The 25,656-nt window shown below is 61.9% G+C and carries 18 protein-coding genes and 1 tRNA gene; 2 read left to right on the forward strand and 17 right to left on the reverse strand.

What is annotated here, in order from left to right; translation table 11 throughout:
• Nucleotides 1-7: 7 nt before the first annotated feature.
• The 8 genes from glgB to VH564_RS16255 all read right to left on the reverse strand — a co-directional run bounded on the left by glgB (nt 8) and on the right by VH564_RS16255 (nt 15,864).
• Nucleotides 8-2,215 (reverse strand): 1,4-alpha-glucan branching protein GlgB, encoded by a 2,208-nt coding sequence (gene glgB / locus VH564_RS16220; RefSeq protein WP_423340895.1) that lies wholly within the window; start codon nt 2,213-2,215, stop codon nt 8-10.
• Nucleotides 2,215-4,674 (reverse strand): glycogen/starch/alpha-glucan phosphorylase, encoded by a 2,460-nt coding sequence (locus VH564_RS16225; RefSeq protein WP_423340896.1) that lies wholly within the window; start codon nt 4,672-4,674, stop codon nt 2,215-2,217. The genes glgB and VH564_RS16225 overlap by 1 nt, the downstream gene beginning before the upstream one ends.
• Nucleotides 4,675-4,958: 284 nt before the next feature.
• Complete coding sequence (locus VH564_RS16230) at nt 4,959-6,185, reverse strand: pilus assembly protein TadG-related protein (protein WP_423340897.1); 1,227 nt, start codon at nt 6,183-6,185, stop codon at nt 4,959-4,961.
• 119 nt (nt 6,186-6,304) lie between these two features.
• On the reverse strand, nt 6,305-7,183 hold the full coding sequence (locus VH564_RS16235) for a transglutaminase family protein (protein ID WP_423340898.1): 879 nt from the start codon (nt 7,181-7,183) through the stop codon (nt 6,305-6,307).
• A 3-nt stretch (nt 7,184-7,186) separates the two neighbouring features.
• The gene (locus tag VH564_RS16240) at nt 7,187-9,604 is read right to left on the reverse strand and encodes a circularly permuted type 2 ATP-grasp protein (protein WP_423340899.1); all 2,418 of its coding nucleotides are present in this window, start codon (nt 9,602-9,604) and stop codon (nt 7,187-7,189) included.
• 12 nt (nt 9,605-9,616) lie between these two features.
• Nucleotides 9,617-12,937, reverse strand: a complete 3,321-nt coding sequence (locus VH564_RS16245; RefSeq protein WP_423340900.1) for a DUF2126 domain-containing protein — start codon at nt 12,935-12,937, stop codon at nt 9,617-9,619.
• Nucleotides 12,938-13,086: 149 nt separating this feature from the next.
• Nucleotides 13,087-14,514, reverse strand: a complete 1,428-nt coding sequence (locus tag VH564_RS16250; protein ID WP_423340901.1) for a mannose-1-phosphate guanylyltransferase/mannose-6-phosphate isomerase — start codon at nt 14,512-14,514, stop codon at nt 13,087-13,089.
• A 255-nt stretch (nt 14,515-14,769) separates the two neighbouring features.
• A complete protein-coding gene (locus tag VH564_RS16255; protein ID WP_423340902.1) occupies nt 14,770-15,864 on the reverse strand; it encodes a DUF475 domain-containing protein in 1,095 nt (364 codons plus the stop codon).
• Nucleotides 15,865-16,184: 320 nt separating this feature from the next.
• Between VH564_RS16255 and VH564_RS16260 the strand changes: the two genes are divergently transcribed.
• Nucleotides 16,185-16,424, forward strand: a complete 240-nt coding sequence (locus VH564_RS16260) for a hypothetical protein (RefSeq protein WP_423340903.1) — start codon at nt 16,185-16,187, stop codon at nt 16,422-16,424.
• A 27-nt stretch (nt 16,425-16,451) separates the two neighbouring features.
• Here the strand turns inward: VH564_RS16260 and VH564_RS16265 are convergent, their stop codons facing one another.
• The 3 genes from VH564_RS16265 to VH564_RS16275 all read right to left on the reverse strand — a co-directional run bounded on the left by VH564_RS16265 (nt 16,452) and on the right by VH564_RS16275 (nt 17,583).
• On the reverse strand, nt 16,452-16,931 hold the full coding sequence (locus VH564_RS16265; protein ID WP_423340904.1) for a hypothetical protein: 480 nt from the start codon (nt 16,929-16,931) through the stop codon (nt 16,452-16,454).
• 183 nt (nt 16,932-17,114) lie between these two features.
• A complete protein-coding gene (locus VH564_RS16270) occupies nt 17,115-17,330 on the reverse strand; it encodes a hypothetical protein (protein WP_423340905.1) in 216 nt (71 codons plus the stop codon).
• 10 nt (nt 17,331-17,340) lie between these two features.
• The gene (locus VH564_RS16275) at nt 17,341-17,583 is read right to left on the reverse strand and encodes a hypothetical protein (protein ID WP_423340906.1); all 243 of its coding nucleotides are present in this window, start codon (nt 17,581-17,583) and stop codon (nt 17,341-17,343) included.
• Between the two features lie 357 nt (nt 17,584-17,940).
• Between VH564_RS16275 and VH564_RS16280 the strand changes: the two genes are divergently transcribed.
• On the forward strand, nt 17,941-18,252 hold the full coding sequence (locus tag VH564_RS16280; protein ID WP_423340907.1) for a hypothetical protein: 312 nt from the start codon (nt 17,941-17,943) through the stop codon (nt 18,250-18,252).
• Nucleotides 18,253-18,320: 68 nt separating this feature from the next.
• On the opposite strand, the gene VH564_RS16285 is transcribed toward VH564_RS16280, so the two are convergent.
• The 6 genes from VH564_RS16285 to cpdR1 form a co-directional block, all read right to left on the reverse strand.
• Nucleotides 18,321-18,569, reverse strand: coding sequence for a hypothetical protein (locus VH564_RS16285; RefSeq protein WP_423340908.1), 249 nt, complete (start codon nt 18,567-18,569; stop codon nt 18,321-18,323).
• 181 nt (nt 18,570-18,750) lie between these two features.
• Nucleotides 18,751-19,527 carry a hypothetical protein gene (locus tag VH564_RS16290; RefSeq protein WP_423340909.1) on the reverse strand — a complete coding sequence of 259 codons (777 nt, stop codon included), beginning with the start codon at nt 19,525-19,527 and terminating at the stop codon, nt 18,751-18,753.
• Nucleotides 19,528-19,626: 99 nt separating this feature from the next.
• Complete coding sequence (locus VH564_RS16295) at nt 19,627-21,672, reverse strand: glycosyl transferase (RefSeq protein ID WP_423340910.1); 2,046 nt, start codon at nt 21,670-21,672, stop codon at nt 19,627-19,629.
• A 205-nt stretch (nt 21,673-21,877) separates the two neighbouring features.
• On the reverse strand, nt 21,878-24,250 hold the full coding sequence (locus tag VH564_RS16300) for a beta strand repeat-containing protein (protein WP_423340911.1): 2,373 nt from the start codon (nt 24,248-24,250) through the stop codon (nt 21,878-21,880).
• A gap of 759 nt (nt 24,251-25,009) precedes the next feature.
• Nucleotides 25,010-25,084 (reverse strand) — tRNA-Val (locus tag VH564_RS16305).
• A gap of 83 nt (nt 25,085-25,167) precedes the next feature.
• Nucleotides 25,168-25,530: a response regulator CpdR1 gene (cpdR1, locus tag VH564_RS16310; protein ID WP_111162680.1), complete on the reverse strand. Its 363-nt coding sequence runs from the start codon at nt 25,528-25,530 to the stop codon at nt 25,168-25,170.
• Between the last annotated feature and the right edge of the window lie 126 nt (nt 25,531-25,656).

Here is a 25,656-nt window from a genome sequence, read left to right on the forward strand (position 1 = left end):
CGATATCTTAAAATTCCGGTTCCAGCAGGATCGTCGCCAATGGCGGCAGGGTGATATTCGCCATGATGCTTCCCCCGGCATTAACGGCTTGGACCCTGCCTCCGTTCCCCTTGCCGCTGCCGCCATAGATGTCGGCGTCGGTATTGAGGATTTCCCGCCACCGGCCTTCGGCCGGCAGGGGCAGGGCATAGTTCTCGCGGAAGACGGGTGTGAAGTTGGTGATGACGGCGATCGGCTTTTCACCCGGTGCCTTGCGCAGCCAGGCATAGACGGAATTGGTATCGTCATCGACGACAAGCCATTCGAAACCGTCGCCCTCACAGTCGCGCGCATGCAGCGACGGCTTGCTGCGGTAGGTGAAGTTGAGGTCGCGCACCAGCCGGCGCATGCCTTCGTGCATGCGGTACTGCAGCAGGTTCCAGTCGAGCGCGCGCTCCTCGCTCCACTCGCTCCACTGGGCGAATTCCTGGCCCATGAACAGCAGCTTCTTGCCGGGATAGCCCCACATGAAGCCGTAGAAGGCGCGCAGGTTGGCGAATTTCTGCCAGTCGTCGCCCGCCATCTTGGCGATCATCGAGCCCTTGCCGTGCACGACTTCGTCATGGGAGATCGGCAGCACGAAGTTTTCCGAATAGGCATAGATCAGCCCGAAGGTCAGTTCGCTGTGGTGATGTTTGCGGTGCACGGGCTCGCGGGCGAGATAGCTCAGCGTGTCGTGCATGAAGCCCATGTTCCACTTGAAGCCGAAGCCGAGGCCGCCTTCGTGGACAGGGGCCGAGACCTTCGGCCAGGAGGTCGATTCCTCGGCGATCGACATGACGCCGGGATGGCTGCCGTAGAGCCGCTTGTTCATCTCCTGGAGGAAGCGGACGGCCTCGAGGTTCTCGTTGCCGCCATATTCGTTCGGCACCCATTCCCCGTGCTTGCGCGAATAGTCGAGGTAGAGCATCGAGGCGACGGCATCGACGCGCAGGCCGTCGAGGTGGAACTTTTCGGCCCAGTAGACGGCGTTGTTGAGCAGGTAGGACACGACCTCGGTACGACCGAAATTGTAGATCGCGGTGTTCCAGTCCGGGTGGAAGCCCTGGCGCGGATCGGCGTGCTCGTAAAGCGACGTGCCGTCGAAATGCCGGAGGCCGTGGGCGTCGGTCGGGAAATGTGCCGGTACCCAGTCGAGGATGACGCTGACGCCGACCTTGTGGGCACCGTTGACGAAGCGGGCAAAGCCTTCGGGCTCGCCGAAACGGGCGGTCGGCGCGTAGAGGCCGGTCGTCTGGTAGCCCCAGGACGGATCATAGGGGTGCTCGGTGATCGGCAGGAATTCGATATGGGTAAAGCCCATGTCGACGACATAGGGGATCAGCCGCGAGGCCATCTCGTCCCAGGAGAGCATGGTGCCGTCGTCGTTGCGCTGCCAGGAGCCGGCATGCACCTCGTAGATGGAGATCGGCTGGCGGCGCTGGTCGGCCTCCGACCAATGCTTGCGATGGGCCTCATCCTCCCACTCCTGGACAAGCTCCAGCGTGGTGACCGAGGCGTTCTTCGGCCGCATTTCTGCCCGCCGCGCATAGGGGTCGGCTTTCAGCGGCTGCAATTCGCCATCGCCGCCGATGATTTCGAACTTGTAGGCGACGCCGGGGCGCACATCCGGGGCGAAGATTTCCCAGATGCCGCTGTCGCTGCGAAAGCGCATGACATGGCGGCGGCCATCCCAGCCGTTGAAGTCGCCGACGACGGAAACACGCCGCGCGTTCGGGGCCCAGACGGCGAAATGGAAGCCGTGCACGCCTTCATGCTTCAGCGGATGGGCGCCCATCTTGTCGAACAGCCGGAGGTCGGAACCCTCGCGGGCATAGTAGTCGTCCATCGGCCCGAGCACCGGACCGAAGGAATAGGGGTCGGTGACCGCCCACTCGGCATCGTCGCGCCGGGCGCGATAGCGCACCGGCTGCAGCTTGGAGATCGTCACCGGGCCTGCAAAGAACCCGGCCGGGTCCAGCATGGCGAGTTCGCCGATGACGGTGCCGTCGAGCGCGGTGGCGGTGACCGCTTCCGCGCCGGGGACGAAGCAGCGGACGACATACCCTTCGTCGGTCTGCTGAACGCCAAGCACTGAGAAGGGGTCGGCATGGCTGGCATTCAGTATAGCGGCGATGGTGTCGGCCGATACGTTTTTGGAGGCCGTGCCGTCAGCGCCAGCTTTTGGTTTCTTCATCAAGCTCTCCAGATCTCATCCGCATACTGCCGGATGGTCCGGTCGGATGAAAACCAACCCATGCGCGCGGTATTGCAGATGGTCTTGTTGTACCAGGTTGCCTTGTCGGCCCACAAAAGGTCGACGTCGCGCTGAGCTGCCGCATAGCTGTCGAAGTCGGCCGCGACCATGAACCAGTCATGCGCATAGATGCCTTCGATCAGGTCGGTATAGCGGTTCCGGTCATCCGGCGAGAAGACGCCCGAGGAGATTGCCGCCAGCGCCTGCGCCAGTTCGCGGGACTGCTCGATCAGCTGGCGCGGGTTGTGGCCATCGGTCCGCACCTTGGCGACTTCCTCGGCGGTCAGGCCGAAGATGACGATGTTGTCGGCGCCGACATTGTCGCGCATTTCGACGTTGGCGCCATCAAGCGTGCCGATGGTCAGCGCACCGTTGAGACCGAACTTCATGTTGCCGGTGCCGGACGCCTCCATGCCGGCGGTCGAGATCTGTTCGGAGAGATCGGCGGCCGGGACCATGACTTCGGCGAGCGAGACATTGTAGTTCGGGATGAACACCACCTTGAGCAGGCCGCGCACCGAGGGGTCGTTGTTGATCACCTTGGCGACATCGTTGATCAGCTTGATGATCAGCTTGGCGTTGTGATAGCTCGGCGCGGCCTTGCCGGCGAACAGTTTGACGCGGGGCTGCCAATCCAGTTCCGGATGCGAGCGGATCTGGTCGTAGAGTGCCACGGTCTCGACGATGTTGAGCAGCTGGCGCTTGTATTCGTGGATGCGCTTGATCTGGATGTCGAACATGGCGCTCGGATCGAGCTTGATGCCCATGCGGCCGGCGACCAGATTGGCAAGCCGTCCCTTGTTGTCGCGCTTGATCTTTGCGAACCTCTCCTGGAAGGCGGCATCGCCGGCAAAGGCGTCGAGCGGCTTCAGCTTTTCGGCGTCATCCATGAAATCGTCGCCGATGGTCTCGCGGATCAGGCTGGTCAGGCCGGGATTGCACTGCATCAGCCAACGGCGCGGGGTGATGCCGTTGGTCTTGTTGTTGATGCGATCTGGATAGAGCTTGTTGAGGTCGGCAAACACCGTGGTCTTCATCAGCTCGGTGTGCAACGCCGAGACGCCGTTGATCGAATGCGAGCCGATGAAGGCGAGATTGCCCATGCGCAGGCGACGGTCGCCGCTCTCGTCGATCAGCGAGACGCTGCGGATTTCCGTGTCGCTGAAATTGTGAGCCTTGCGGGCTTCGAGCAGCACCTTGGTGTTGATCGCATAGACGATCTGCATGTGACGCGGCAGCAGCCGCTCGAACAGCGGCACGGGCCAGCTTTCCAGCGCTTCCGGCAGCAGCGTGTGGTTGGTGTAGGAGAAGGTCTTGCAGGTGATGTCCCAGGCCGCGTCGAACTGGAAGCCGTGGACGTCGATCAGAAGCCGCATCAGTTCGGGGACGGACACCGCCGGATGTGTGTCGTTGAGCTGGATCGCCACCTTGTCGGACAGCGACGTCAGGTCGTCGTACTGCTGAAGATGGCGACGGATGATATCCTGCAGCGAGGCTGAGCAGAAGAAGAACTCCTGGCGGAGCCGCAGTTCCTGGCCGGCGGGCGTGCCGTCGGCCGGATAGAGCACGCGGGTCAGGCTCTCGGCCTTGTTGCTCTCGCGCAGCGCGCCGATGTGGTCGCCGGCGTTGAAGGCGTCGAGCAGGATCGGGTCGATCGGCTGGGCTGCCCAGAGGCGCAGCGTGTTGACGCGCTTGCCGCGCCAGCCGACGACGGGCGTGTCGAAGGCGGCGGCAATGACCCGCTCGGCCGGCTTCCAGACGAAGCGTGGCGTGTCTTCCTGGCTGCCGACGACCTCGACGGCGCCGCCGTAGCCGATTTCATAGGCGCTCTCGCGACGCTCGAATTCCCAAGGGTTGCCATGGGCGAGCCAGGTTTCCGGCAGCTCCACCTGCCAGCCATCGGCCATCTGCTGGCGGAACAGGCCGTGGACGTAGCGAATGCCGTAGCCGTAGGCCGGGACATCGACCGTCGCCATCGATTCCATGAAGCAGGCGGCAAGTCGGCCGAGACCGCCATTGCCGAGCGCGGCGTCGGGCTCGAGCCCGGCGATGACGTTGACGTCGACGCCGAGCGAGGTGAGGGCGGCCGTGATTTCTTCCATCAGCTCGAGATTGGAGATCGCATCGCGCATCAGCCGGCCGATGAGGAATTCCAGCGACAGATAGTAGACCCGCTTGGCGCCGGACGCGTAGGTCTTGCGGGTGGATTCCATCCAACGGTCGATGATGCGGTCACGCACCACCAGGATGGTCGCGGTCAGCCAGTCGTGCGGTTTGGCGACCTTGGCATCCTTGCCGATGCGGTAAGTCAGGCGTTCGATGATTTCTTCGGCCAGGATCTCCGGACGGGAACTGCGTGGGGCGGGCGCGGGGAGTGAGGCCTTGGAAATCGTGTTCATGGGTGGTCTCGCCATTTTTGATTTGTAATCAGGGTGTTAATGCTGAAGAAATCTTTTCCAGTCGCGTCTCGGCCTTCAGTTTATGCACCGATATAGAGCAGTTGCAACAAAGGAATATCGCGGAATTGGAAAATAGCCGGAGAGCGTGATCCATAGCGACACCTGCCATTGCCAAAGCGCCCACTTCGATAGCAAATGGTGGGTCGATGGCAAAAGAAAACCCGCTCCGAAGGTCGGAGCGGGCTGTTGGTTGGGGGTCGACCGCCGGGGAAGGCGGCGCGGCTTTATTGCGTCATGCGAACCGTCTGGTCGGAAGCCTTTTGCCCGATGGACTTGAATGCGGCGACCAGGCTCGTCATGTCATTTGCCTCATAGTAGTTGGCTGCGTTTCCCGCGCATGATTTCAGCATGTTCTGGCCGTTGATGGGCGCCATGAAGGCCACGCTGTAGATCGTCACGCCAGCGTTGCGGGCGCTTTTGCAGCTGCCCAGCGTTGCCGTATCGAGAGACTGGTTCCATGTATTGCTATGGCCGGTGTTTTCGCCGTCGGTCATCAGCACGATGTATTTGGCAAATGTCTTGTTGCCCTGCTGCGATTGCGCCGATGCTTCGGTGTTCGAGGTGAGCGTGGTGTAGGCGCGTGCCATCGGTCCGCTGGCATCCGTTCCTCCGGTCGGCACATCGTCGATCTTGTCGACGTACTTGCGCATGAAGGCGCTTCCCCATGCCTGCGGCTCCGGATTGCCGGTATCGGTCGTGTCCGTATAGGTGAGACCCCCGAGGCGAACGAGAACCTTCTTAGGGTCGGATTTATCAAGTTGGTCGAACAGCACGTCGGCCGCCTGCTTAAGCGCTGCTATCTTGCTGATGTAGCATGGGCTCGAATAGGTGGGGTTCGGCCAGTTGGCCTCAAAGTAGTTCCAGCAAAAGGATTGCGTTTTATCCTTGGTGCTGGTTGGCCAGGACATCGAGCCGGACCGGTCGAGAGCGAGGAACATCGACAGTGCCTGCCCGGTCGATACGGTTGCGCTGTTGCTCGACGTCGAGCTGGACGCTGCGATCGTGACCTTTTCCCAACCCAGCAAATGGGTCATGCCATTGACCTCCTGAGGATAGCCGCCCTTGACGGAAACCGCGTAGGTCTTACCTCCAGTCGCTGCATCGGTCGTCTGGTTAACGGTGACGCTCGTGCCGCTTTTCAAAGCGGCGACAGTCGTTGCGTCAGAGCCGAGGAAATTCGCCATCTGGCCGGCAACGAAGTCGGCGCCGAATGCCTGCGCATTCGCTGTGGTTGTGGTGCCGTCGGCCAAGGCGCTGGCAGTGGCCAAGGCCGCAGCGTCGGTGGCGTTTTGCAACTGGTTCTTGGACAGAAGCATGCTGGACACATCGACGGCAACGCCGCCGCCTGCAAAGAGCACGGGTATCGCGATAGCGGTCAAGATACCGAAGTTGCCGCCGCGGTCGTTAAAAAGGCGGCGTATACCAAGATTTTGTATGAAATCGGTGCTCATCATGTTCACCTAGAAATTGCCCCACAACTGGGGGCACACTTAGGTAGAACACGTTTCTATCGCGTTCACGCAATGGGTTGCATTTGAACGATCCGGCCGGTTATTCCAGCTTTGGGAAATCAGCCGAGCGGGATGACGTCGACCGCCTGATCGATTTTCTGGCTGCCGTAGCTCTTCAGCACACCGATGACAGGGGCAACATCCGAGTAGTCGCGCCCGTAGGCAACGACGATGTGATCGGTGCTGGCAGGAATGTCGTTGGTCGGGTCGAGCTCGATCCAGCCGACGGTCTCGCCGCACCAGACCCGCACCCAGGCGTGCATCGCGTCGGCGCCCTCGAGCCGCGCCTTGCCGGGCGGCGGGATGGTGCGCAGGAAGCCACTGACATAGCCGGCCGGGATGCCGAGGCTGCGCAGCGCAATGATCATGATATGCGAGAAATCCTGGCAGACCCCGCGCTTCAGCTTGAAGGCCTGGTCCGGCGTGGTGTCGACGTTGGTCGCCTTGCCGTCATAGGTGAAGTCTTCGTAGATCTTCGAGCACATGGCGCGGGCGATCTGCAGGACGGTCAACTTGCTTGAAGCCCAGGGTCGGGCATAGCCGGCGATCTCGGCACTGTCCGGCAGACGCGGGCTGGCGCTGAGGAAATGATGGGGCGACAGGGCGCCCACCGACCAGCAATCGGCGATTTCATCGGCGAGATCTTCCAGCAGCGGCGAGAAGTCGGCGGTGGTCGGCACCATCTCGACATGGACGCGCGCCTTCATGCGGATCTCGAATTTTTCATGCGGCTTTCGGACCAGCAGCGAGGTCGTGGGGTGCAGGAAGAAGTCGGTGAAGTGCCGCTGCTCTTCGGGAACCGGCGATACGGTCAGCGAGCCCGCCACCAGCCGCTGGCGGCCAGGCAGGGACAGCGGCAGAAGCCGCAGCATGTGGCGGGCGTTCGAGGCCGGGATCTGGTAGGTGTAGCCCATTTTGAGCGACAGGTCATATTGCATCGTCTATCCCAGATAGGTGTGCGCCAGGAGGTCGGACAGGTGCTCGAGCTCACGCTCGAACCGCTGGTAGACGTCGCCGCTCATGGTTTCCGGGGTCATCACCGCCAAGCCGGATTGCAGTCGTAATGCCTCGCGGCAGAAGGGCGACATCTGGCCGTTGACGGTGGCGCCCGGCAGTTGCGCCACCTCGCGGTGGATTTCGTTCAGCTGGAACAGGATCGATCGCGGATTGAGCGGGTCGAGGGCCAGGAGGTCGGTGACCGTCAATCGCGCTGTGTTGACGTTGTAGCGGCGGCGATGGGTCATGACGCTGTCGCCGATCTCGAGCAGCATGTCGAGCGAGCCGTCCGGCGCGTCTGGGCCGGACATGTGGCCGAGCACGCGGGTCATGAACAGGCCGCGCTCGATGTAGCGGCCGAGCGACAGGAACCGCCAGCCCGTAAATCGGTACATGTTTTCGTGCACCAGGCCGGCAAAGCCTGCCAGCTTGCGCAACAGGATGGTCATCGCATGGCTGGCGTCATCGCCGGCTTTCACGTGCTCCTTGAAGCGCCGTGCCGTCTTGGCGAGATCGTTCAAGGCGAGCCAGCCGTCCGGCGAAAAGCGGTCGCGAATGTTGCTGGCCGAATAGACCGCGCTTTCGATGTTGCGCAGCAGCGTCTCTGGGACCGCTTCCTTGGTGTCGATGTCGACGATGCCGAGATAGTCGCTGACGTCGGCCAGCAGCGGCTGGTCGGGATCGGCGGATTCGGCAAAGCGGCCGTGCCAGGCGCGCAGGATGCGCAGCGCCCCTTCGGCCCGCTCAATGTAGCGGCCAAGCCAGAACAGGTTGTCGGCGGCGCGGCTCGGCAGGCTGCCGGGCATGTTGCGGGTGAAGCTTTCCTCGGCCGGCAGCAGTGTGCGGCGTTCGACCGGCTTGTCGCTGAGAATCCAGACGTCGGCGGCTGATCCGCCCGACTGCATGGCGATGGCGGCGACATCATCGCCGCTGCCGATGCGGGCAAAGCCGCCGGGCATGATCTTCCAGCCGGTTTCCGTGCGGGCAGCAAATACGCGCAGGCTCATCGGCCGCGGCACCAGCTTGCCGTTGATCCAGGCGGGGGTCGTCGACAGGGTGACGACCTCCTGGCCGACCAGCTTCCGGCCGTCGCTCTTCAGCCAGTCGGCAATCGATTCCTTCGCCGTGGCCCGCAGGGTCGAGCCGAGCACGGACTGGCCGTTGTCGTCGAAGAAGGGCAGGCGGGAATAGGCCGGACCGATCACCATCTTCTCGATGTTGCGGGCGACCTGGGCGCGTTCGGCCTTCTGGCCGCACCACCAGGTGGCAATCGATGGCAGCTTCAGTTCTTCGCCCAGCAGGTGCCGCGAAATGGTCGGCATGAAGGCCAACAGCGCCCGCGTTTCTAGCACGCCGGAACCGAGCGCATTGACGATGGTCACGGATTGCGAGCGCAGGGCCTCGACGAGGCCAGGCGTGCCGATATGGGAGTGCTGTTCCAGCTCCAGCGGATCGGCATAGTTGGAATCGAGACGGCGCCAGAGGACGCTGATCGGTTTCAGGCCGGCAACTGTTCGCACCATGACCTGGTTATTGACCACAGTCAGGTCTTCGCCCTCGAGCAGCATGAAGCCGAGGTAGCGGGCGATGTAGGCGTGTTCGTAATAGGTCTCGTTGGCGGGGCCTGGCGACAGAACGGCGATTCTGCCGTCGCCACCCTGCTTCATGCCCTGCAGCGTGTCGCGGAAAGCGCCGAAGAAGGAGGCGAGCCGGTGCACGCTGGTTTCGGCGTAGAGATCGGAGAAGGCGCGGGTGGTGGCGACGCGGGTCTCGAGCGCGAAACCAGCGCCTGATGGTGCCTGCGTGCGGTCGGCCAGCACCCACCAGTTGCCGTCGGGTCCACGGCCGATCTCGAAGGCGAGGAAGTGCAGGTAGTGGCCGCCCGCCGGCTTCACACCAACCAGCGGCCGCAGGAATTCCGGATTGGAGCCGACCAGCGCCGGGGGCAGAAAGCCTTCCTTGACCAGCGTGTTGTCGCCATAGATATCGGCGATGACCTTTTCCAAGAGGTCGGCGCGTTGCACCAGGCCTTCGGAAAGCGTCTGCCATTCGCGCTCGTCGATCAGGACCGGGATATGGGAGATAGGCCAGTTGCGCTCGCTGACGCCTTTCGAACCATAATCGCGGTAGAACACGCCGGCGTCGCGCAAGTAGCGGTCGGCGCGGGCAAAGCGCTCGTGCAGTTCCTTTTCGGACATGCGGCTGAGGCCGGCCAGGAATTTTTGCCAGACCGGACGAACGGCGCCCGATTTGTCGACCATCTCGTCTGCAACGCCCGGCATAGCCGCGTAGGCGAAGGCCGGATCGACCTCGATGCCAGCCTTCGTCTTTTGCTTGCGCGCTGTTGCCGGTTTCTTGGCCATGCTGTTCTCGGTTCAGATGCCGCGCGGACGTCGGAGGTCGAGCGTCAGCGGGAATTCCGGCGATGTCAATTCCGGCTGCAGAGGATAGCTGCCGGCCGTGTGGCCCCAGGGTTCGAAACGGGCAAGACGCCTTGCTTCCGCTTCGTTGTTGTTGACCGGAAATGTCTCATAGTTGCGGCCGCCGGGATGGGCAACATGATAGATGCAGCCGCCGATCGAGCGGTTCGACCATGTGTCGTAGATGTCGAAGGTCAGCGGCGTGTTGACGGGCAGCACCGGGTGCAGCCCGGAGGCCGGATGCCAGGCCTTGAAGCGGACCCCGGCTACCGAGACGCCGGCCACACCGGCCGGCGTCAGCGGCACAGCCCGGCCGTTGCAGGCGACGGTGTAGCGCTCCGGATTGTTGCTTTCCAGCTTGACCTGCAGCCGCTCCACCGAGGAGTCGACGAAACGCACGGTGCCGCCGATGGCCCCTTCCTCGCCCATGACGTGCCAGGGCTCGAGCGCCTGACGCAGTTCGAGCTTGTTGCCCTCGTATTCGACCTCGCCCGAGAAGGGGAAGCGGAATTCGAGCTGCGCCTTAAACCACTCCGGCCTGAGATCGAAGCCGTGGGTCTTGAGGTCGGCGAGCACGTCGAGAAAATCCTGCCAGATGTAGTGCGGCAGCATGAAGCGGTCGTGCAGCGAGGTCCCCCAGCGCACCAGCCGGCCGTCGATCGGCGCCTTCCAGAAGCGGGCGATGAGGGCGCGCACCAGCAATTGCTGGGCAAGCGACATGCGGGCATTCGGCGGCATTTCGAAACCGCGGAATTCGACGAGCCCAAGGCGGCCGGTCGGGCCGTCAGGCGAAAACAGCTTGTCGATGCAGATTTCCGAGCGGTGGGTGTTGCCGGTGACGTCGATCAGCATGTTGCGGAACAGGCGGTCGACCAGCCACGGCAAAGGCGGCTCGCCCATGCCGGGCGCTGGCACCTGGGCCATGGCGATCTCGAGTTCGTAGAGGCTGTCGTGACGGGCTTCGTCGAAGCGCGGTGCCTGGCTGGTCGGGCCGATGAACAGGCCGGAGAACAGATAGGACATAGACGGGTGGCGCTGCCAGTGCAGCACCAGGCTCTTCAGCAGATCCGGGCGGCGGAGGAAGGGGCTGTCGGCCGGGTTCTTGCCGCCGACGACGACGTGGTTGCCACCGCCGGTGCCGGTGTGGCGGCCGTCGATCAGGAACTTGTCGGTGCCGAGCCGCGTCTGGCGGGCTTCCTCGTAGACCGTCGTGGTGATAGCGACGCATTCCTGCCAGCTGGCGGCCGGATGGATGTTGACCTCGATGACACCCGGATCGGGCGCGACGCGGATGACATTGATGCGCTCGTCGTGGGGCGGCGGATAGCCTTCGATATGGATCGGCAGGTTGAGCTCGGCGGCGGCATTTTCGGCCGCGGCGATCAGCTCGAGATAGTCCTCGATGCGCTCGACCGGCGGCATGAAGACGCAGAGGCGGCCATCGCGCGGCTCCACCGACATGGCGGTGCGCACCGCGCCGCCGATCTCGCCGATGGTCTGCTCGACACGGGCCTGGCTGCTGTCGTCGGTCTGGAAGGAGGCTTCCGGCATGGCGCGGCCCGCCGGCACCACGACGTCAGGCAGCGGCTTACGGGGGATCGAGGGATCTGCCTCGTGGATGTAGGGATAGCTCGATGGCGGCACGTAGGGGAGGGTGCCGAGCGGCAGGCGATAGCCGACGGGGCTGTCGCCGGGCACGAGGAAGATCTTGCCGCGGCGGGTTTTCCATTTCTCGCTGATCCAGCGCTGGCCGCTGGCCTTGGCGTTCCAGGCCTGGACCGGGAGGATGTAGCCCGTTGCCACCGTCAGGCCGCGCTCGAAAACGCGGGCGATGCGGCTGCGCTCCTCCGGGTCCTTCAGCTTCGAGTTCGACGGATCGACATTCTCCGGCAGGCTGCCTTCCTTGATGATCCATTCGGCCGGATCCTCATAGGCCGGCAGCACCATCTCGGGCTCGATCGCCAGTTCGCGGGCGATGGTAGTGAGCAGGTTGCCGGCATCCTCGGCCTTGACGCCCGTGTCGGCGCCCTCGGCGGCGATCAAAGCCGGGTTCTGCCAGATCGGCCGACCGTCCTTGCGCCAGTAGAGCGAGAAGGTCCAGCGCGGCAGGCTTTCGCCCGGATACCACTTGCCCTGGCCATAATGCAGGAAGCCGCCGGGGGCAAAGCGTTCGCGCAGCTTGCGGATCAGCTTGTCGGCGAGATCGCGCTTGGTCGGGCCGACGGCGGCGGTGTTCCATTCCTCGCCCTGCAGGTCGTCGATCGACACGAAGGTCGGCTCGCCGCCCATGGTCAGGCGAACGTCATGCTCGATAAGGACCTTGTCGACGGTTTCGCCGAGCGCGTTGAGTGCTTCCCAGGACTCTTCGGAAAACGGCTTGGTGATGCGCGGATGCTCGGCGACGCGGGTCACCGTCATGGCGAAGTCGAATTCGGTGTTGGCCTGGCCGAAGATGGCACCGGAGATCGGCGCGGCATTGCGGTAGTGCGGCGTGGCTGCCAGCGGGATATGGCTTTCGCCGGTCAACAGGCCGGAGGTCGGGTCGAGGCCGATCCAGCCGGCGCCGGGCAGATAGACTTCGCACCAGGCGTGAAGATCGGTGAAGTCGACTTCCGTGCCCGAGGGGCCGTCGAGCGCCTTGAGGTCGGGTGCGAGCTGGATGAGGTAGCCGGAGACGAAACGGGCGGCAAAGCCGAGGTTGCGCAGCACTTCGACCAGCAGCCAGCTCGTGTCGCGGCAGGAGCCGAGCGCCGACACCAGCGTTTCCTCCGGCGTCTGCACGCCGGGCTCCATGCGGATGACGTAGTTGATGGCGCGCTGCAGCCGGGCATTGAGGTCGACGACGAAATTCGTGGTGCCTGTCGGCGAGCGGTCGATGGTCGCCATGAAGGTCGCCAGCGCCTCGCTCATAGGCTCCGGCTGCATGTAGATCTTCAGGTCGTCGCGCAGATCCTCCGGATAGTCGAAGGGCCACATCTGCGCCGATTCCTCGACGAAGAAATCGAAGGGATTGTAGACCGTCATGTCGGCAACGAGATCGACCTCGATCTTGAATTCGGTGACCGGGTCGGGGAAGACATAGCGGGCGAGATAGTTGCCGTAGGGGTCCTGCTGCAGATTGACGAAGTGATTTTCCGGCGAAATCTTCAGCGAATGGCTGATGACGCGGGTCTTCGAATGCGAGGCCGGCTTCAACCGGATGATCTGCGGCCCGAGCCGGACCGGCGTGTCATACTTGTAGTGCGTCAGGTGGTAGATACTTGCTTTGATGGACATATTTTTTTCTTCTGCCAGCTGTTCCCGCAGGGATAGTGTGCAATGCAACGGAAGAAAGCAAGGCGAATGACCGGGCAGGTCCATATCCCGGTGCTAAAATGCAAACGGCGGGCCTTTGCCCGCCGCTGGTCTTGTTGAAGGCCTATGCCTCAGGTGCGTCCGAATTCATCATTGAGGCGGATGATATCGTCCTCGCCGAAATAGGAGCCGGTCTGCACTTCGATCAGTTCGAGTAGGATCTTGCCCGGATTGGCCATGCGATGGGTTTCGCCGAGCGGAATGTAGACGGATTCGTTTTCACGCACGATCTGCACCTTGTCGCCGATGGTCACTTCGGCTGTGCCCTTGACGACAATCCAGTGCTCGGAGCGGTGGTGATGCTTCTGCAGCGACAGTTTCTTGCCTGGTGTGACGAAGATCCGCTTCACCTGGAAGCGGTCGCTTTTGATCAGCGAGGTGTAGCCGCCCCAGGGACGGTATGAGGTCGGATGGGTTTCGGTGAGCGTCGCGGTCTTCTTGTGGCCGGCGAGCAGCTTGACCAGCTTGCCGACGTCCTGGCTGTCCTTGAGATGGCCGACATAGACCGCATCCTCGCTGGCGATGACGGCGACATTTTCGAGGCCCTGCACGGCGAGATGGGTGCCGTGGGTCATGACGAGAGAGTTTTTGGTGTTGATCAGCGTCGTGTCGCCGGCCGAAACGTTGCCGTTCTCGTCCTGTTTGCCGACCTTCCAGACCGAATCCCAGCTGCCGAGATCCGACCACAGGAAGGAAGAGGGGACCACTGCGGCGTTCGAGGTCTTTTCCATGACGGCATAGTCGATGGAAATGTCGGGGCTCTTGGAGAAGGCTTCGCTGTCGAGACGGGTGAAGTCGAGATCGCGCACGCCCTTGGCAAGGGCTTCCCTGGCGGCCTTGACCACATCGGGAGCGTATTCGTTCATCTCGGCCAGCAACTGCGCAACCGGGAAGACGAAGATGCCGGAATTCCAGTAGAAGCCGCCGGCGGCGAGCATCGCTTCGGCCTTGTCGACAGGGGGCTTTTCGACGAAGCGCTTGACCGCATGGGCGCCTGACGCCAGCGCCTTGCCGACTTCGATATAGCCATAGCCGGTGGCAGCTTCCGTCGGGGTTATGCCGAAGGTGACGAGTTTGCCTTCTGCCGCCGTGGCGCGGGCGATGCGGATGCAATCGAAATAGGTGGCATCTGCGGTGATTTCGTGGTCGGAGGCGAGAACCTGGATGATGGTGTCCTTGCCGAACAGATCGTTGGCAAGCGTGGCAGCTGCTGCGACCGCCGGGGCCGTGTTGCGGGCCACTGGCTCGAGCAGGACAGCGGCCAATTCCAGTCCCAGTTCGCGGGCCTGTTCTGCGACGAGGAAGCGGAACTCCTCGTTGGTGACGATGATCGGCGCTTCGTACAGTTCCTTGTCGGAAACCCGGGAAAGGGTGTTCTGGAACAGCGTCTGGTCACCAACAAACTGGATGAACTGTTTTGGAGCAGTGGCGCGCGATAGTGGCCACAAGCGAGTTCCCTTGCCGCCAGCCATGATGACTGGGACGATTTTTGCTGCCATGGAGTCGATCCTCTTTAAACACTCGTCGATGGATTTGGCAGGCAGACGCCGCAACAATGTTGGCGGCATCACCCTCGGCGCGTCCGGCGATGCAGCGGTAGCCGCGTCACCGCCGGTAAAATCGCCGTGATTTTAGCGACGATTTCTGTTTCTCCAAACCTTTGTTTCGAAATTATGTCCTCAAATCAAAGGCAGGGTTAAGGCGAACATCAACCATGGTGGACGACGATCCTACTATGCTCCGGTTTTCCGGTGTCATCTGCCGTGGCTGGAAACGGGCGCCGCATCCTCTGAGCGCTTTACCTGGCGCCTGTTGTAGCGCACCGAGGACCAGAAGGAGATGCCTATGAGGGTGGCGCCGCCCAGACCGGTAATAACCTCGGGGATATGCGTCAGCGTCTGTACGAACATGATCACTGCCAGGATGAGAATGGCGTAGAAAGCGCCGTGTTCGAGATAGCGGTATTCGGCAAGCGTGCCCTTTTCGACCAGCATGATGGTCATCGAGCGGACATACATGGCACCGATGCCGAGGCCGATGGCGATGACGAACAGGTTCTGCGTCAAGGCGAAGGCACCGATGACGCCGTCGAAGGAGAAGCTGGCGTCGAGCACCTCGAGATAGATGAATGCGCCCACGCCGCCGCGCGCCGCTTCGCTCATGGTTCTCTGCGAGGCATCGAGCAGCCCGCCCAGCACCTCGACCAGGAGGAAGGCCAGGAGGCCATAGATCGCGGCGTACATGAAGCGTGTTGCATCGTCGCCATCGAGCAGCGAGGCGAAGATCAGCATGACGATCAGAACGAGCGATATCTCCACGCCCTTGATGGTCGCAAAGCGCGCCATTGCCTTCTCCAGGAAGACGATCCAGTGGACGTCCTTTTCCTGGTTAAAGAAGTAGGTCAGCCCGACCATCATCAGGAAGCTGCCGCCGAAGGCCGCGATCGGCAGATGGGCGTCCTGCATGATCCTTGCATAGGCGGCCGGTTCAACCGCAGCCAGCCGCAGCGCCGCGATCGGGCCGATATTGCCGGCGATGGCAACGATGGCCAGCGGGAAAACGATCCGCATGCCGAAGACGGCAATGATGATGCCCCAGGTCAGGAACCGCTTCTGCCAGACGGGCGTCATCTGCTTCAGCTTGTTGGCGTTGACGATGGCGTTGTCGAACGACAGCGAGATCTCCAGAACGGCAAGAACGGCGCAGATGAAAAAGACCGTCGCCATGCCGCTGAGCGTGCCGGTCATGTTCCAGCCGAGGAAGCCGCCGCCGATCAGGCCGACGACGGTGACGATGATGGCCCATTTGAAATAGGCGAGAACCGGGCTGCCGGAGGAGGAGCCGTTCATGGCCGCACCTGCGCGTCGGTCGGTGTGGAAGCAGTGGGCAGGGGAAGGAACCGCGTGCCGGAGAGGGCAGGCAGTCTATGCAAGGGCAACGTCGTCATTGGGGAAAAATCCGCCGGCTTATCTGCAGGCGGTACCGACATCACGAGAGCGCCGTAAAACTCTCGCCAGAGGGGCCCGGCACCAGTGTTGTTCGCGGGAGATGTCCTTGTTCCGCGATGCGTCTCATAGGTAATCAGATTGCCGCCGGCGTCAAGGGCGGGAACCAAACCATCGCTATATGGTTTGTCATGCGGGAGAGTGGAGCTCCCGAGGAGGACGCAATGATGGAATACCATATCCCGCACGGAAGAGACGGAAAAGCGATTGCCCAGCCTGCGCGTAAATTCGGGCGCCCCAATGATTTGCGGAAGGCACAGGTCATGCCGCCCCACAATGTGGATCTGACGCTTGCGCCTGCCGCCAACGCCGACATGTATGTGCCGGCCGATATCAGCGGCAACAGCCTTGCAAGGCGCCATGCCGGCGATGCCGGCGTTGCCCCTCGGACGAGGAGAAGCTAGGCCGATCGCCGCCGAAGGATGTGCGAACTACTTTTTTGAAGGCTGGTCGCCAACAGTGCGAAAGCTGCCGGTGAACTTCGAGTCCTTCGATTCGGCCGAGCATTCGATGAAGATCGCCTTGCCGGCATAGGGATTGCCGAAGGTGCAGGTTCCGGCTGCCTTGACCTCGCCGGTCATGGTCTTGCCCGCGCCGGAGACGACCTGGTTCAGCGACAGGCGCACGTTGCCGTTGGCAGCTGGCTTGATCGTCTTGCCGTCACCCGCAAAACCCAGCATCTTGCCTTCCGAGGTAAAGATGAAGGTCACGGTGCCGTTCGGCGCCGTGACGCTCGCAAGTTCCGCCTTGCAGTTCTTCGAGGCATCGAGCTTGCCCACGACCAGCTTCGTGCACTTGCCCGCAAGCACGATTGCGCCAGGGCCGCCAGGAAATGTCTGCGGCGCTGGCGATGCTGCAAAGGCCGGAGCCGCGATCAAAGTTAGTGCCAGTGCCAATCTTGCCGTCCGCATAGATATTCTCCGAATTTCGTTGCCGCACTTCCGGATCCCGATGGAACCGAGGCGGCCGTTACGCCAACCATATGGCGCAAGTTCGCTCCGCTTAAAGGCAGCGAGATGAATGGGAAATGAAAAGGCCTGCCCGCAGCCAAGCATTCGCGCCGGAGATGATGCCTCTCACCCGCAAGGAAGCGCCTAGCCGCCGGCGCCACCAGACGCATCTTCCATAAATTCGGGATATTGCACCGTTTCCTCGACGTCGCCCTCGGCATCCGTCTTGGCTTCGTCCAGGTAGTGGTTGGCCCGTAGCCATTCTTCGAGGATCGAGGCGATTGCCGCGTCGCGACTGATCTCCTTGTCGGCCGTGAACCGTTCGAGGGCTTTCTCCAGCGCTGTGGGCAGGGTCGTCATGGCGTGCCTCTCAATCGAATTCGGGGATTTGTCCGTGCTGGTAGAGGATGATTGTGGGGCCTTCCTCGCCGACGGCGGGATTGGCCTCTCGGCTCCAGGCAACCACGCCGACGTGATCGTTGATCAGCGTCTGGGCCGTGTAGATCGCCGCCTCTTCGGTTTCCATCTGCTGAGGCCCGAAGGCGGGACTGAACGCACCGGCTTCATCGCGGTCGAAGGCGGTAACGACGATCATCTTGCGAAATCCGGGCATGAATGGCTCCTCGACTGTACGGCTTGAGTTGCGACACTCACGAGTGTCGAGGCAACGCGGGTGGGGTCGCTGATGTTCCCCTTATCGGAGAGGGTTCGTCAAGCATCCGTCATAAACGCGGAGGTGCGCCTTTATTCAGTACCAGCCGAGCAGACGCGCCGAGCCCAGCAGGCTGCCGATGATCGACAGCACGGCCATGATCAGGATGATGGTAAAGACGATCGTGCGCGACATGGACAACTCCTTGTTCCGGGCTTACTATCACCAGTCGCGGACCCCTCGCAATGGAACAAAGTTGCGCGGTGAGCATTCGGCAGCAGGATGACCGCAGCGTTCGGTCGTGACAGAGAGAACCACATGAAGATTTTGCTTGGATTGGGACTGGCACTAAGCCTTGCCTGTGTTTCGGCTGCTGCAAGCCCGAGCGAATACCAGTATTATTTCGGCGGTCCTGTCGACCAGACCCCGACGCTGGCCGCGAAGTTCGACCGGGCGGCCTATAAGTGCAACATCGAAGCCAGCGATCCCGACCGCGGCTCGCCTGACGAGAAGAGCTACATTCATCTGATCGCGTTGCGTAGCTGCCTGGCCCGCAACGACTTCATCGACCGCGGCGTCTATTCCGCCCTGCCGATCACGCTCGGTCTCGATCACTTCATAGACAGGTAATCGGACACCGGCGGCTTGTAACGATGTTGCCCGCCGCCGTCATCCGGGCGCGCAAGATGGATAGGCGCTCAGGCCGTGCCGCCGCCGGCGCCACCGCTGCGCTCGATTGCAAGGACCATTTCGCGGGTATTGTCCGCCAGAAGATCGGCGTTCTCGTGGGCGGCAGCGTCATCCATGCCGGTCTGCAGGCCAATGCTCACCCAGCTTTCGTGCAGGCCGTTGATGTAGTCGTCGCGGTCCTCGGCATCGATCTCCAACACATGCATGGCGGCCGTGCGGACGAACTCGGTCATTGCCTGGTCTAGGTCGGCTGTCATTGAATTCCTCGATCTGATTTAACAGCTATCTGGCGGCGCGGCGGCAATCGTCAAGCTTGGAGCCGGCATTTGTTGCCGGCGGGCGTGCCCATCCGCATGTCGCGCGATGCTTGTTCCGTCAAGCAGAAAGCCCAGCGGTTTCCCGCTGGACCCTCGATTTTCACGGTGAAATGGCAGGCGGCTAGAGGCGTGCCGGCATGTTCTTTGCCAGAACGAACTCGGTGCCGAACAGGTGCAGCCACATACGCTCGAGGATGTAGCCATGCGCGACCACGCCAGCCGTGGAAAAGTCACTGGCGAGCTTCAGGGATTCTTTTGGCACCGCGGCCACCGTATCGTTGCGGGCGGCGAAGATGGCGCCATAGGAGAAGACGCCGAGGGAATGGCGATCTGCCTTGTCGGCGAGTTCGTCGAGTTTGCATTTCCGCAGGAAGTGGGCGGCGATGTTGCCGCCGTCCGGCAGGCCGTGAAGAATGCGGTAGACCATGCCCATGCCGTTTGCGCCCGCATCGACGAATTCCGTTGCGCCCCAGGCGGAGAGGGAGAAGCGTTCGGGTCGCACGCGCAGGCGGCCGCCCAGCTGGCTTTGGTAATCCGCCAGAAGCGTCGCCGGCGGAATGTTCTGCTCCTCGATCCAGCACCAGGATAGCGGCTGGACCTTCTTCCAGTCGCGCCAGTTCTGCAGCAGCTTGATGAAATCGGGGCTGTGCGTATGGGGGTCGCCCTGGGAGTAGACCGTGAAGCCCTGGTCGTCGCCGACCTTCGTCATCATGTGATGGAGATAGGTCTCAGATTCCCGCCCGACATTCGGCCGATCGATGATCTCAGCCGCGCGGCGGATGACGTCGGGGTGGTCGATCGGCTCGCCCTTGTTGTAAATCACGATGTCGAAATCATCCGGGATGTCTAAAATCCAATCCAGAGACTCGTTGTACCTGGCCAAGACGACGGAATTCACTGGCGATGCCTCCTCTAGAACCTCTCAGCGCATCCATTCGGGGCGAGAGGTTGTTTCAACAATTGTTCACTGCAGTCGGGTCAGAGAAGCCGCCGGCAGCTAGCCGTTCGGCTTTTTCCACAAGCGGCTGTCCGGCGCGATGGGGGCTTGGGCGTGCCATTGGGCAAGCTTCTCCAGATAGCGGCCGCGATAGGCGATCTCGTCCTCGAATTCGATGTCCGCCAGCACGAGCTCGGCGCCGATCTCGTAGTAGAGGTCGAGATTGCGCAGGTCGGGCACCGGCATTTCGCCGCGTTCGGCTTCGCCCTGCATCTGCCAGTAAAGCTCCTCGAGGCGGCGCGCCAAGCCGGGAATATCCCGCAGGACGCTGGTTTCCCGCTGGCTTTGCAGCGATTCCTTGACTGCGAGCAGGCTTTGCGGATCTTTTGCAAAGGCGATGGCGCGGCTGACATAGTCATCCGGGCCGCCGCAGATCAGGTCCGAGAGGCCAGCGGCGGCAACGATGCTGCCGCAGAAGCGCGAGGCGAAGGTCTTGCCGGAGACGGTCAGGATCGGCAGCCCGACGGTGATCGCATCCGCTGCCGTGGAGTGGGCGCCGTAGGGGAAGGTGTCGAGGAAGAGGTCGGCGAGGCCGATGCGCGCGAGGTGGTGCGGATTGGGGGCTTTCGGCGCGAAGATCAGGCGATCGGCGGCAACACCGCTCTTTTCCGCTTCCTCGCGCAGACGGCGATTGACGCCATCGTCGTCGGCAAGCAGCCAGAGCACGCTGCCGGGCGTCTCCTTCAGGATCGTCATCCAGCGGCCGAAGCAGTTCGCCGTGATCTTCTGCATGCCGTTGAAGCAGGCGAAGACGAAGGCGTCCTCAGGCAGGCCGGCGGCCGCCCGGGTGGGACGTTCGGCGATCAGCCGCTTGCGGTCGATCGGCTGGTTGCAGGCGATACGCAACACCTTTTCCGTATAGTAGATCTCGTTTGCCGGCGGAATGATGTGTTCGTCAGCGATGATGTACTGGTGGAAGGGGCTGGCGAGCGAGCCGGGATAGCCGCAGAAATTGACGATGACAGGGGCAGGACGGTAGGTGAAGATGTTGGTCCGGGCATGCTTTGTGTAGCCGTTGACGTCGATCAGGATATCGATGTCGTCGGCCGCGATGCGTTTTGCCGCCTCGCTGTCGCTGAGCGTGTTGATGTCGCGCCAGTGGTCGACGGCATTTCTGATCCGCTCCTGGGTTGCGTCGTTGCTGCGGCCTTCGCCGCAGTAATAGGCAAAAACCTCGACGCTGCTCTTGTCGTGCAGTTCCAGCACTTCGCGGAGCGCAAAGCCCACAGCATGGTCGCGCAGATCCGAGGAGACGTAGCCGACGCGCAGGCGCTCGCCGGTGCCGGACTTGGTGCGAACTGATTTCTGCTTGATGTCACTGAGATCCGGCCGGCCGATCAGGGCTTTGTTGTAGCGGTGGGCCTTGGCGAGCTGGAACAGCGGGTCGTCCGCGTAGCACCCGAGAGTGAGCGGCGAAATCGCATCCACCAGCTGTCGGGCCGAGACATGATCGGAGGGAACCAGAACCGGCCATTTACACTGGCGCTGGCGCAGCGATGTCCAGTGTTGGCCGGCGTCGGTCTTGTCGGGCTGCAGTTCCATCGCCTGCCAGAGCACCTGCTCGGCTTCCTCCATTCGGCTGACGCCCTCGAGCACACGGCCCATATGCTTCAGCGTCATGGTCCTGTGGCTCAGGCGCTCTGCGGTTATGTCGGAGGTCAGGTCGGCAAAGCTGCGCCACTGTTCGACGGCCTGGTTGATCAGGCCGCAATCTTCGAGGGTGCGCCCGAGGTTGATGTGGGCGGGGCCAAAGCGTGGATCGAGCTTCAGGCAGGCACGAAAGGCGTTGATAGCGCCGGCCTTGTCGCCGATCTGGTTGGCGGCGACGGCGAAGTTGAAATAGGCGAGGTGCAGCAGCGGATGAGCGCCGTTGAAGGCGATCCAGCCCTTGTAGAGTTCGGCAGACTCGGCCGGTTGCGCGCTGGCGCCCAGAATGCTGGCGATGTTGAACAGGTCGCCCAGGGCTAGTTGCTGGTTTCTTGACCGCTCAAGCGCATTGACGAGCAACGTGGATTGAGCCGAGGTCGGCGCGATATTGATGGTCATGACGATCCTGCGACAAAGTGTTAGCCGACGCGTAAAACGCTTCCGTCTTTGCTACCTGGACTAGCTTGCGTCTGGCTGTTGGCCCGAGTTCCTCTAATTTAGCCAAAATTAAATATTCGTCTCGTGCCGCCACGCAAAAAGACGCCGCGCAATTTCTTGCGCGGCGTCTCGGTTTCGTCGGGGCGGCTGCGCCGCGCCGTATTGGTTACACTGCGTTGTAGGCGGCGATGACCGCGTCAACCTGCGTGGTGGTCAGCGACTGGATCTGCGCCGTGGTCAGGGCGGACAGCTTGGCGGAGCTTAATGCCGCGATGTCGTCCGTCGAGAGGCCGGCCAGCGCCTTGGTGCTGATGGCTGCCAGTCCAGAGCTCGTCAGGGCTGCGATGTCGTCCGTCGACATCACCGCGATGTCTTCAGAGCCGAAGGCGGCGATCTGCTTGCTGCTGAGCTGCGAGACTTCCGTCGAGGTCAGTGCCTCGACCTGTTCGGTTGTCAGGGCGGCGATCTGAGTGGAGCTCAGGGCGCCCAGCTGGGTGCTGTTCAGGAGGGCGATATCCGCGGTCGTCAGGGCGGCGATCTGCTTGGTCGTCAGGGCCGCAATCTGCGTGCTCTTCAGGCCAGGCGTCTGGTCGGTCGTCAAGGCGGCGATCTGGTCGGTACCCAGGGCTGCAATCTGACCGCTCGTCAGCGAACCGATCTTGTCGGAGCTGAGGAGGGCAAGGTTCTCGCTGGAGAGACCAGCAAGGGCCTTGGTGGCGATCGAAGCCAGGGCACCGCTCGAGAGGGCGAGGATATCGTCCGAGGAGAGCGCTGCGATGTCGTTCGATTCCAGSGCTGCGATCTGCTTGSTGYTGAGGGCGGCGACTTCAGTCGTCGTCAGGGCAGCCAGCTGGTCGGAGGTCAGAGCGCCAACCTGGGCGGTGGTGAGTGCGCCGATCTGAGTKGTCGTCAGGAGAGCGATRTCACCRGTGGAGAGAGCGRYRATCTGCTTGGTCGAGAGAGCGGCGATCTGYGTGCTCTTCAGGCCAGGCGTCTGGTCGGTGGTGAGCGCTGCGATCTGGTCGGTGCTCAGAGCTGCCATCTGGCCGCTCGTCAGGGCACCGATCTTGTCGGAGCTGAGGAGAGCAAGATTGCCGCTGGAGAGGCCGGCGATAGCCTTGGTGGTGATGGCAGCGAGCGCACCGCTGGTCAGGGCCAGGATGTTATCCGAGGAGAGGGCTGCAACATCGTTCGATTCCAGGGCTGCAACCTGCTTGCTGCTGAGAGCGGCGACTTCGGTCGTCGTCAGAGCGCCAAGCTGTTCGGAGGTGAGTGCGCCGACCTGAGCGGAGGTCAGGGCACCGATCTGGGTGCTGGAGAGAAGAGCGATGTCACCGGTGGAGAGMGCGACGATCTGCTTGGTCGAGAGAGCGGCGATYTGCGTGCTCTTCAGGCCAGGCGTCTGGTCGGTCGTCAGGGCAGCGATCTGGTCGGTCGAGAGAGCAGCCATCTGACCGCTCGTCAGCGAACCGATCTTATCGGAGCTGAGGAGAGCAAGGTTCTCGCTGGACAGGCCGGCGATAGCCTTGGTGGTGATGGCAGCCAGGGAGCCGGTGGAGAGAGCCAGAATGTCATCGGAAGACAGGGCTGCGATGTCGCTGGAGTCCAGCGCTGCGATCTGCTTGCTGCTCAGGGCGGAAACTTCCGTCGTGGTCAGGGCAGAGAGCTGGTCGGAGGTCAGGGCGCCAACCTGGGCGGTGGTGAGTGCACCGATCTGGCTGCTGGAGAGGAGAGCGATGTCACCGGTGGACAAAGCCACGATCTGCTTGGTCGAGAGAGCGGCGATCTGCGTGCTCTTCAGGCCAGGCGTCTGGTCTGTCGTCAGGGCTGCGATCTGGTCGGTCGAGAGGGCCGCGATCTGGCCGCTCGTCAGGGCACCGATCTTGTCGGAGGTGAGGAGAGCAAGATTGCCGCTGGAGAGACCGGCGAGAGCCTTGGTGGTGATGGCAGCAAGTGCGCCGCTGGAGAGGGCGAGGATGTTGTCAGAAGAGAGAGCCGCGATGTCGTTCGAGTCGAGAGCGGCAATCTGCTTTGTGCTGAGGGCGGCGACTTCGGTCGTCGTCAGGGCCTCAAGCTGTTCAGAGGTCAGGGCGCCGACCTGGGCTGTCGTCATCGCGGCAATCTGGCCGGTCGAGAGCAGGGCGACGTCATCGGTGGTCAGCGCCGAGATCTTCGTGCCGAGGGCTGCGATCTGCCCGTAAGTCAGCGCGACGGCGTTGCTGGTGGTGAGATCGGCGACCTGCTGGGTTGTCAGGGCGGCGATGGCGGTCGAGCTCAGTCCGGCTTCCTGCACGGAGGAGAGGATGCCGAGCTGGGCGGCGCTCAAGCCGACGACGGCTGCGGCCGAGATGCTGCTGAGCTGGGTCGAGCTGAAGGCCTGCATGTCCTCGGTGGTCACGGCGGCGAGCTGGGAGGAGCTCAGAGCCTTGATCTGGGTCGAGTTCAGCGCTGCGATGTCGGTGGTCTTGAGCTTGGAGATGGTGTCTGTCGAAAGATTCTGGATCTGCGTCGCAGACAAGGAAGAGATGATGGAAGTCATGGAAACGTGCCCCTCGGGTTAACGGAATGCAAGACATCATTCTCCCGGAGCCGGCAGCACGGTCGTTCGCCATCATCGGCATCGACCGTCCAGGACTGGTAGGAGAAAAGAATGTTACGCAGAACATGGCTCGTATGAGCCAACACGTTAGGAGAGCATCATGCGTCAAAGGCCGTTACAGCCCTGATCCCCACGCCACGGACAAAATCGCTTCGCCTAAGCAAGGCAGCGCTTTGCCGAAATCTGTCTTCAGACCATCTGCGACACTGATTCTTCATTAGCAATGGCGCGATGTACAAGTGTGTAGGGGAAAAGTTGTAAATTTTCATTTAACGGAAAATCTTCGTGGGCCCGGTTGCTGCGATTTTCTCCAGCAATCGAGAACCGCCGGGGTTCTGCGACCAATACTCAATGATGAAAAATGATTCCAGATGTTTAGCTGCTATTGTTTATAGTTAATTATAGCCAGTTGCTACTGCGTGTATCACTATTGCTTGCAACTGCAATTCAGCATCGAGAGCTTTTCGCTAGTCGAGCGTTGTCACAGCATAAATAAAATCAGCAGAGATGGAAGCCAGCGGGCTGAAATTCACGGGCATCGAAGGTTTGGGCGCCGTTTGGCTTGGCGGCGAAAGGTCAAGCCGGGCGAGTCCGCGCTGTTGGCAAGATCTTGGACGGCAGCGCGCAAGCGAAGCACAATCACGCAATGGCAAAATGACAAAGGGCTCAGCGATTTCTCGCTAAGCCCTTGAAAAAGGATGGTGGGCGTAACAGGGATTGAACCTGTGACCCCTACGATGTCAACGTAGTGCTCTCCCGCTGAGCTATACGCCCATCCGATGTCGGCGCATAAATCAAAAAACCCTGGGGCCGTCAATGGCCTTTTTAAAGTTTTATGACCGCGCCGACGAGATCGCCTATGCGGCAAGGAGTTTATTCACTTCGTCCACAAGCTCGCGCAGGTGAAAAGGCTTCGAAAGGACCTTGGCGTCCTTCGGTGCCTTCGAATCGGGGTTGAGCGCAACGGCTGCAAAGCCGGTGATGAACATCACCTTGAGGTCAGGATCGAGTTCGGTGGCGCGGCGCGCCAGCTCGATGCCGTCCATCTCCGGCATGACGATATCGGTCAAGAGCAGCGAAAAGGGCTCTTCGCGCAACCGGTCATAGGCGCTTGCGCCATTGTCGAAGGACGACACCTTGTATCCGGCCTTTTCAAGCGCCTTCACCAGGAACCGACGCATGTCGTTGTCGTCTTCTGCAAGCAAAATTTTCTGAGTCATTACTGGACCGTCAATCACTGTCATCTCTCGCGGCTAATCAGCCGTCCATCTTAGCCGTGCGCCGTAAACAAGCCATGAATGCGGTGTCGACGGTCATATTGAAGTTCATACATAGTATGGACTTGG

This window comes from Rhizobium sp. HT1-10 (assembly GCF_049472505.1).
Lineage (GTDB): Bacteria > Pseudomonadota > Alphaproteobacteria > Rhizobiales > Rhizobiaceae > Rhizobium.

Excerpts from the sequence above, each read along its gene's own strand:
- glgB (WP_423340895.1), bottom strand. The coding sequence starts at position 2,215 with ATGAAGAAACCAAAAGCTGGCGCTGACGGCACGGCCTCCAAAAACGTA.
- VH564_RS16225 (WP_423340896.1), bottom strand. The coding sequence starts at position 4,674 with ATGAACACGATTTCCAAGGCCTCACTCCCCGCGCCCGCCCCACGCAGT.
- VH564_RS16230 (WP_423340897.1), bottom strand. The coding sequence starts at position 6,185 with ATGAGCACCGATTTCATACAAAATCTTGGTATACGCCGCCTTTTTAAC.
- VH564_RS16235 (WP_423340898.1), bottom strand. The coding sequence starts at position 7,183 with ATGCAATATGACCTGTCGCTCAAAATGGGCTACACCTACCAGATCCCG.
- VH564_RS16240 (WP_423340899.1), bottom strand. The coding sequence starts at position 9,604 with ATGGCCAAGAAACCGGCAACAGCGCGCAAGCAAAAGACGAAGGCTGGC.
- VH564_RS16245 (WP_423340900.1), bottom strand. The coding sequence starts at position 12,937 with ATGTCCATCAAAGCAAGTATCTACCACCTGACGCACTACAAGTATGAC.
- VH564_RS16250 (WP_423340901.1), bottom strand. The coding sequence starts at position 14,514 with ATGGCAGCAAAAATCGTCCCAGTCATCATGGCTGGCGGCAAGGGAACT.
- VH564_RS16255 (WP_423340902.1), bottom strand. The coding sequence starts at position 15,864 with ATGAACGGCTCCTCCTCCGGCAGCCCGGTTCTCGCCTATTTCAAATGG.
- VH564_RS16260 (WP_423340903.1), top strand. The coding sequence starts at position 16,185 with ATGATGGAATACCATATCCCGCACGGAAGAGACGGAAAAGCGATTGCC.
- VH564_RS16265 (WP_423340904.1), bottom strand. The coding sequence starts at position 16,931 with ATGCGGACGGCAAGATTGGCACTGGCACTAACTTTGATCGCGGCTCCG.
- VH564_RS16270 (WP_423340905.1), bottom strand. The coding sequence starts at position 17,330 with ATGACGACCCTGCCCACAGCGCTGGAGAAAGCCCTCGAACGGTTCACG.
- VH564_RS16275 (WP_423340906.1), bottom strand. The coding sequence starts at position 17,583 with ATGCCCGGATTTCGCAAGATGATCGTCGTTACCGCCTTCGACCGCGAT.
- VH564_RS16280 (WP_423340907.1), top strand. The coding sequence starts at position 17,941 with ATGAAGATTTTGCTTGGATTGGGACTGGCACTAAGCCTTGCCTGTGTT.
- VH564_RS16285 (WP_423340908.1), bottom strand. The coding sequence starts at position 18,569 with ATGACAGCCGACCTAGACCAGGCAATGACCGAGTTCGTCCGCACGGCC.
- VH564_RS16295 (WP_423340910.1), bottom strand. The coding sequence starts at position 21,672 with ATGACCATCAATATCGCGCCGACCTCGGCTCAATCCACGTTGCTCGTC.
- cpdR1 (WP_111162680.1), bottom strand. The coding sequence starts at position 25,530 with ATGACTCAGAAAATTTTGCTTGCAGAAGACGACAACGACATGCGTCGG.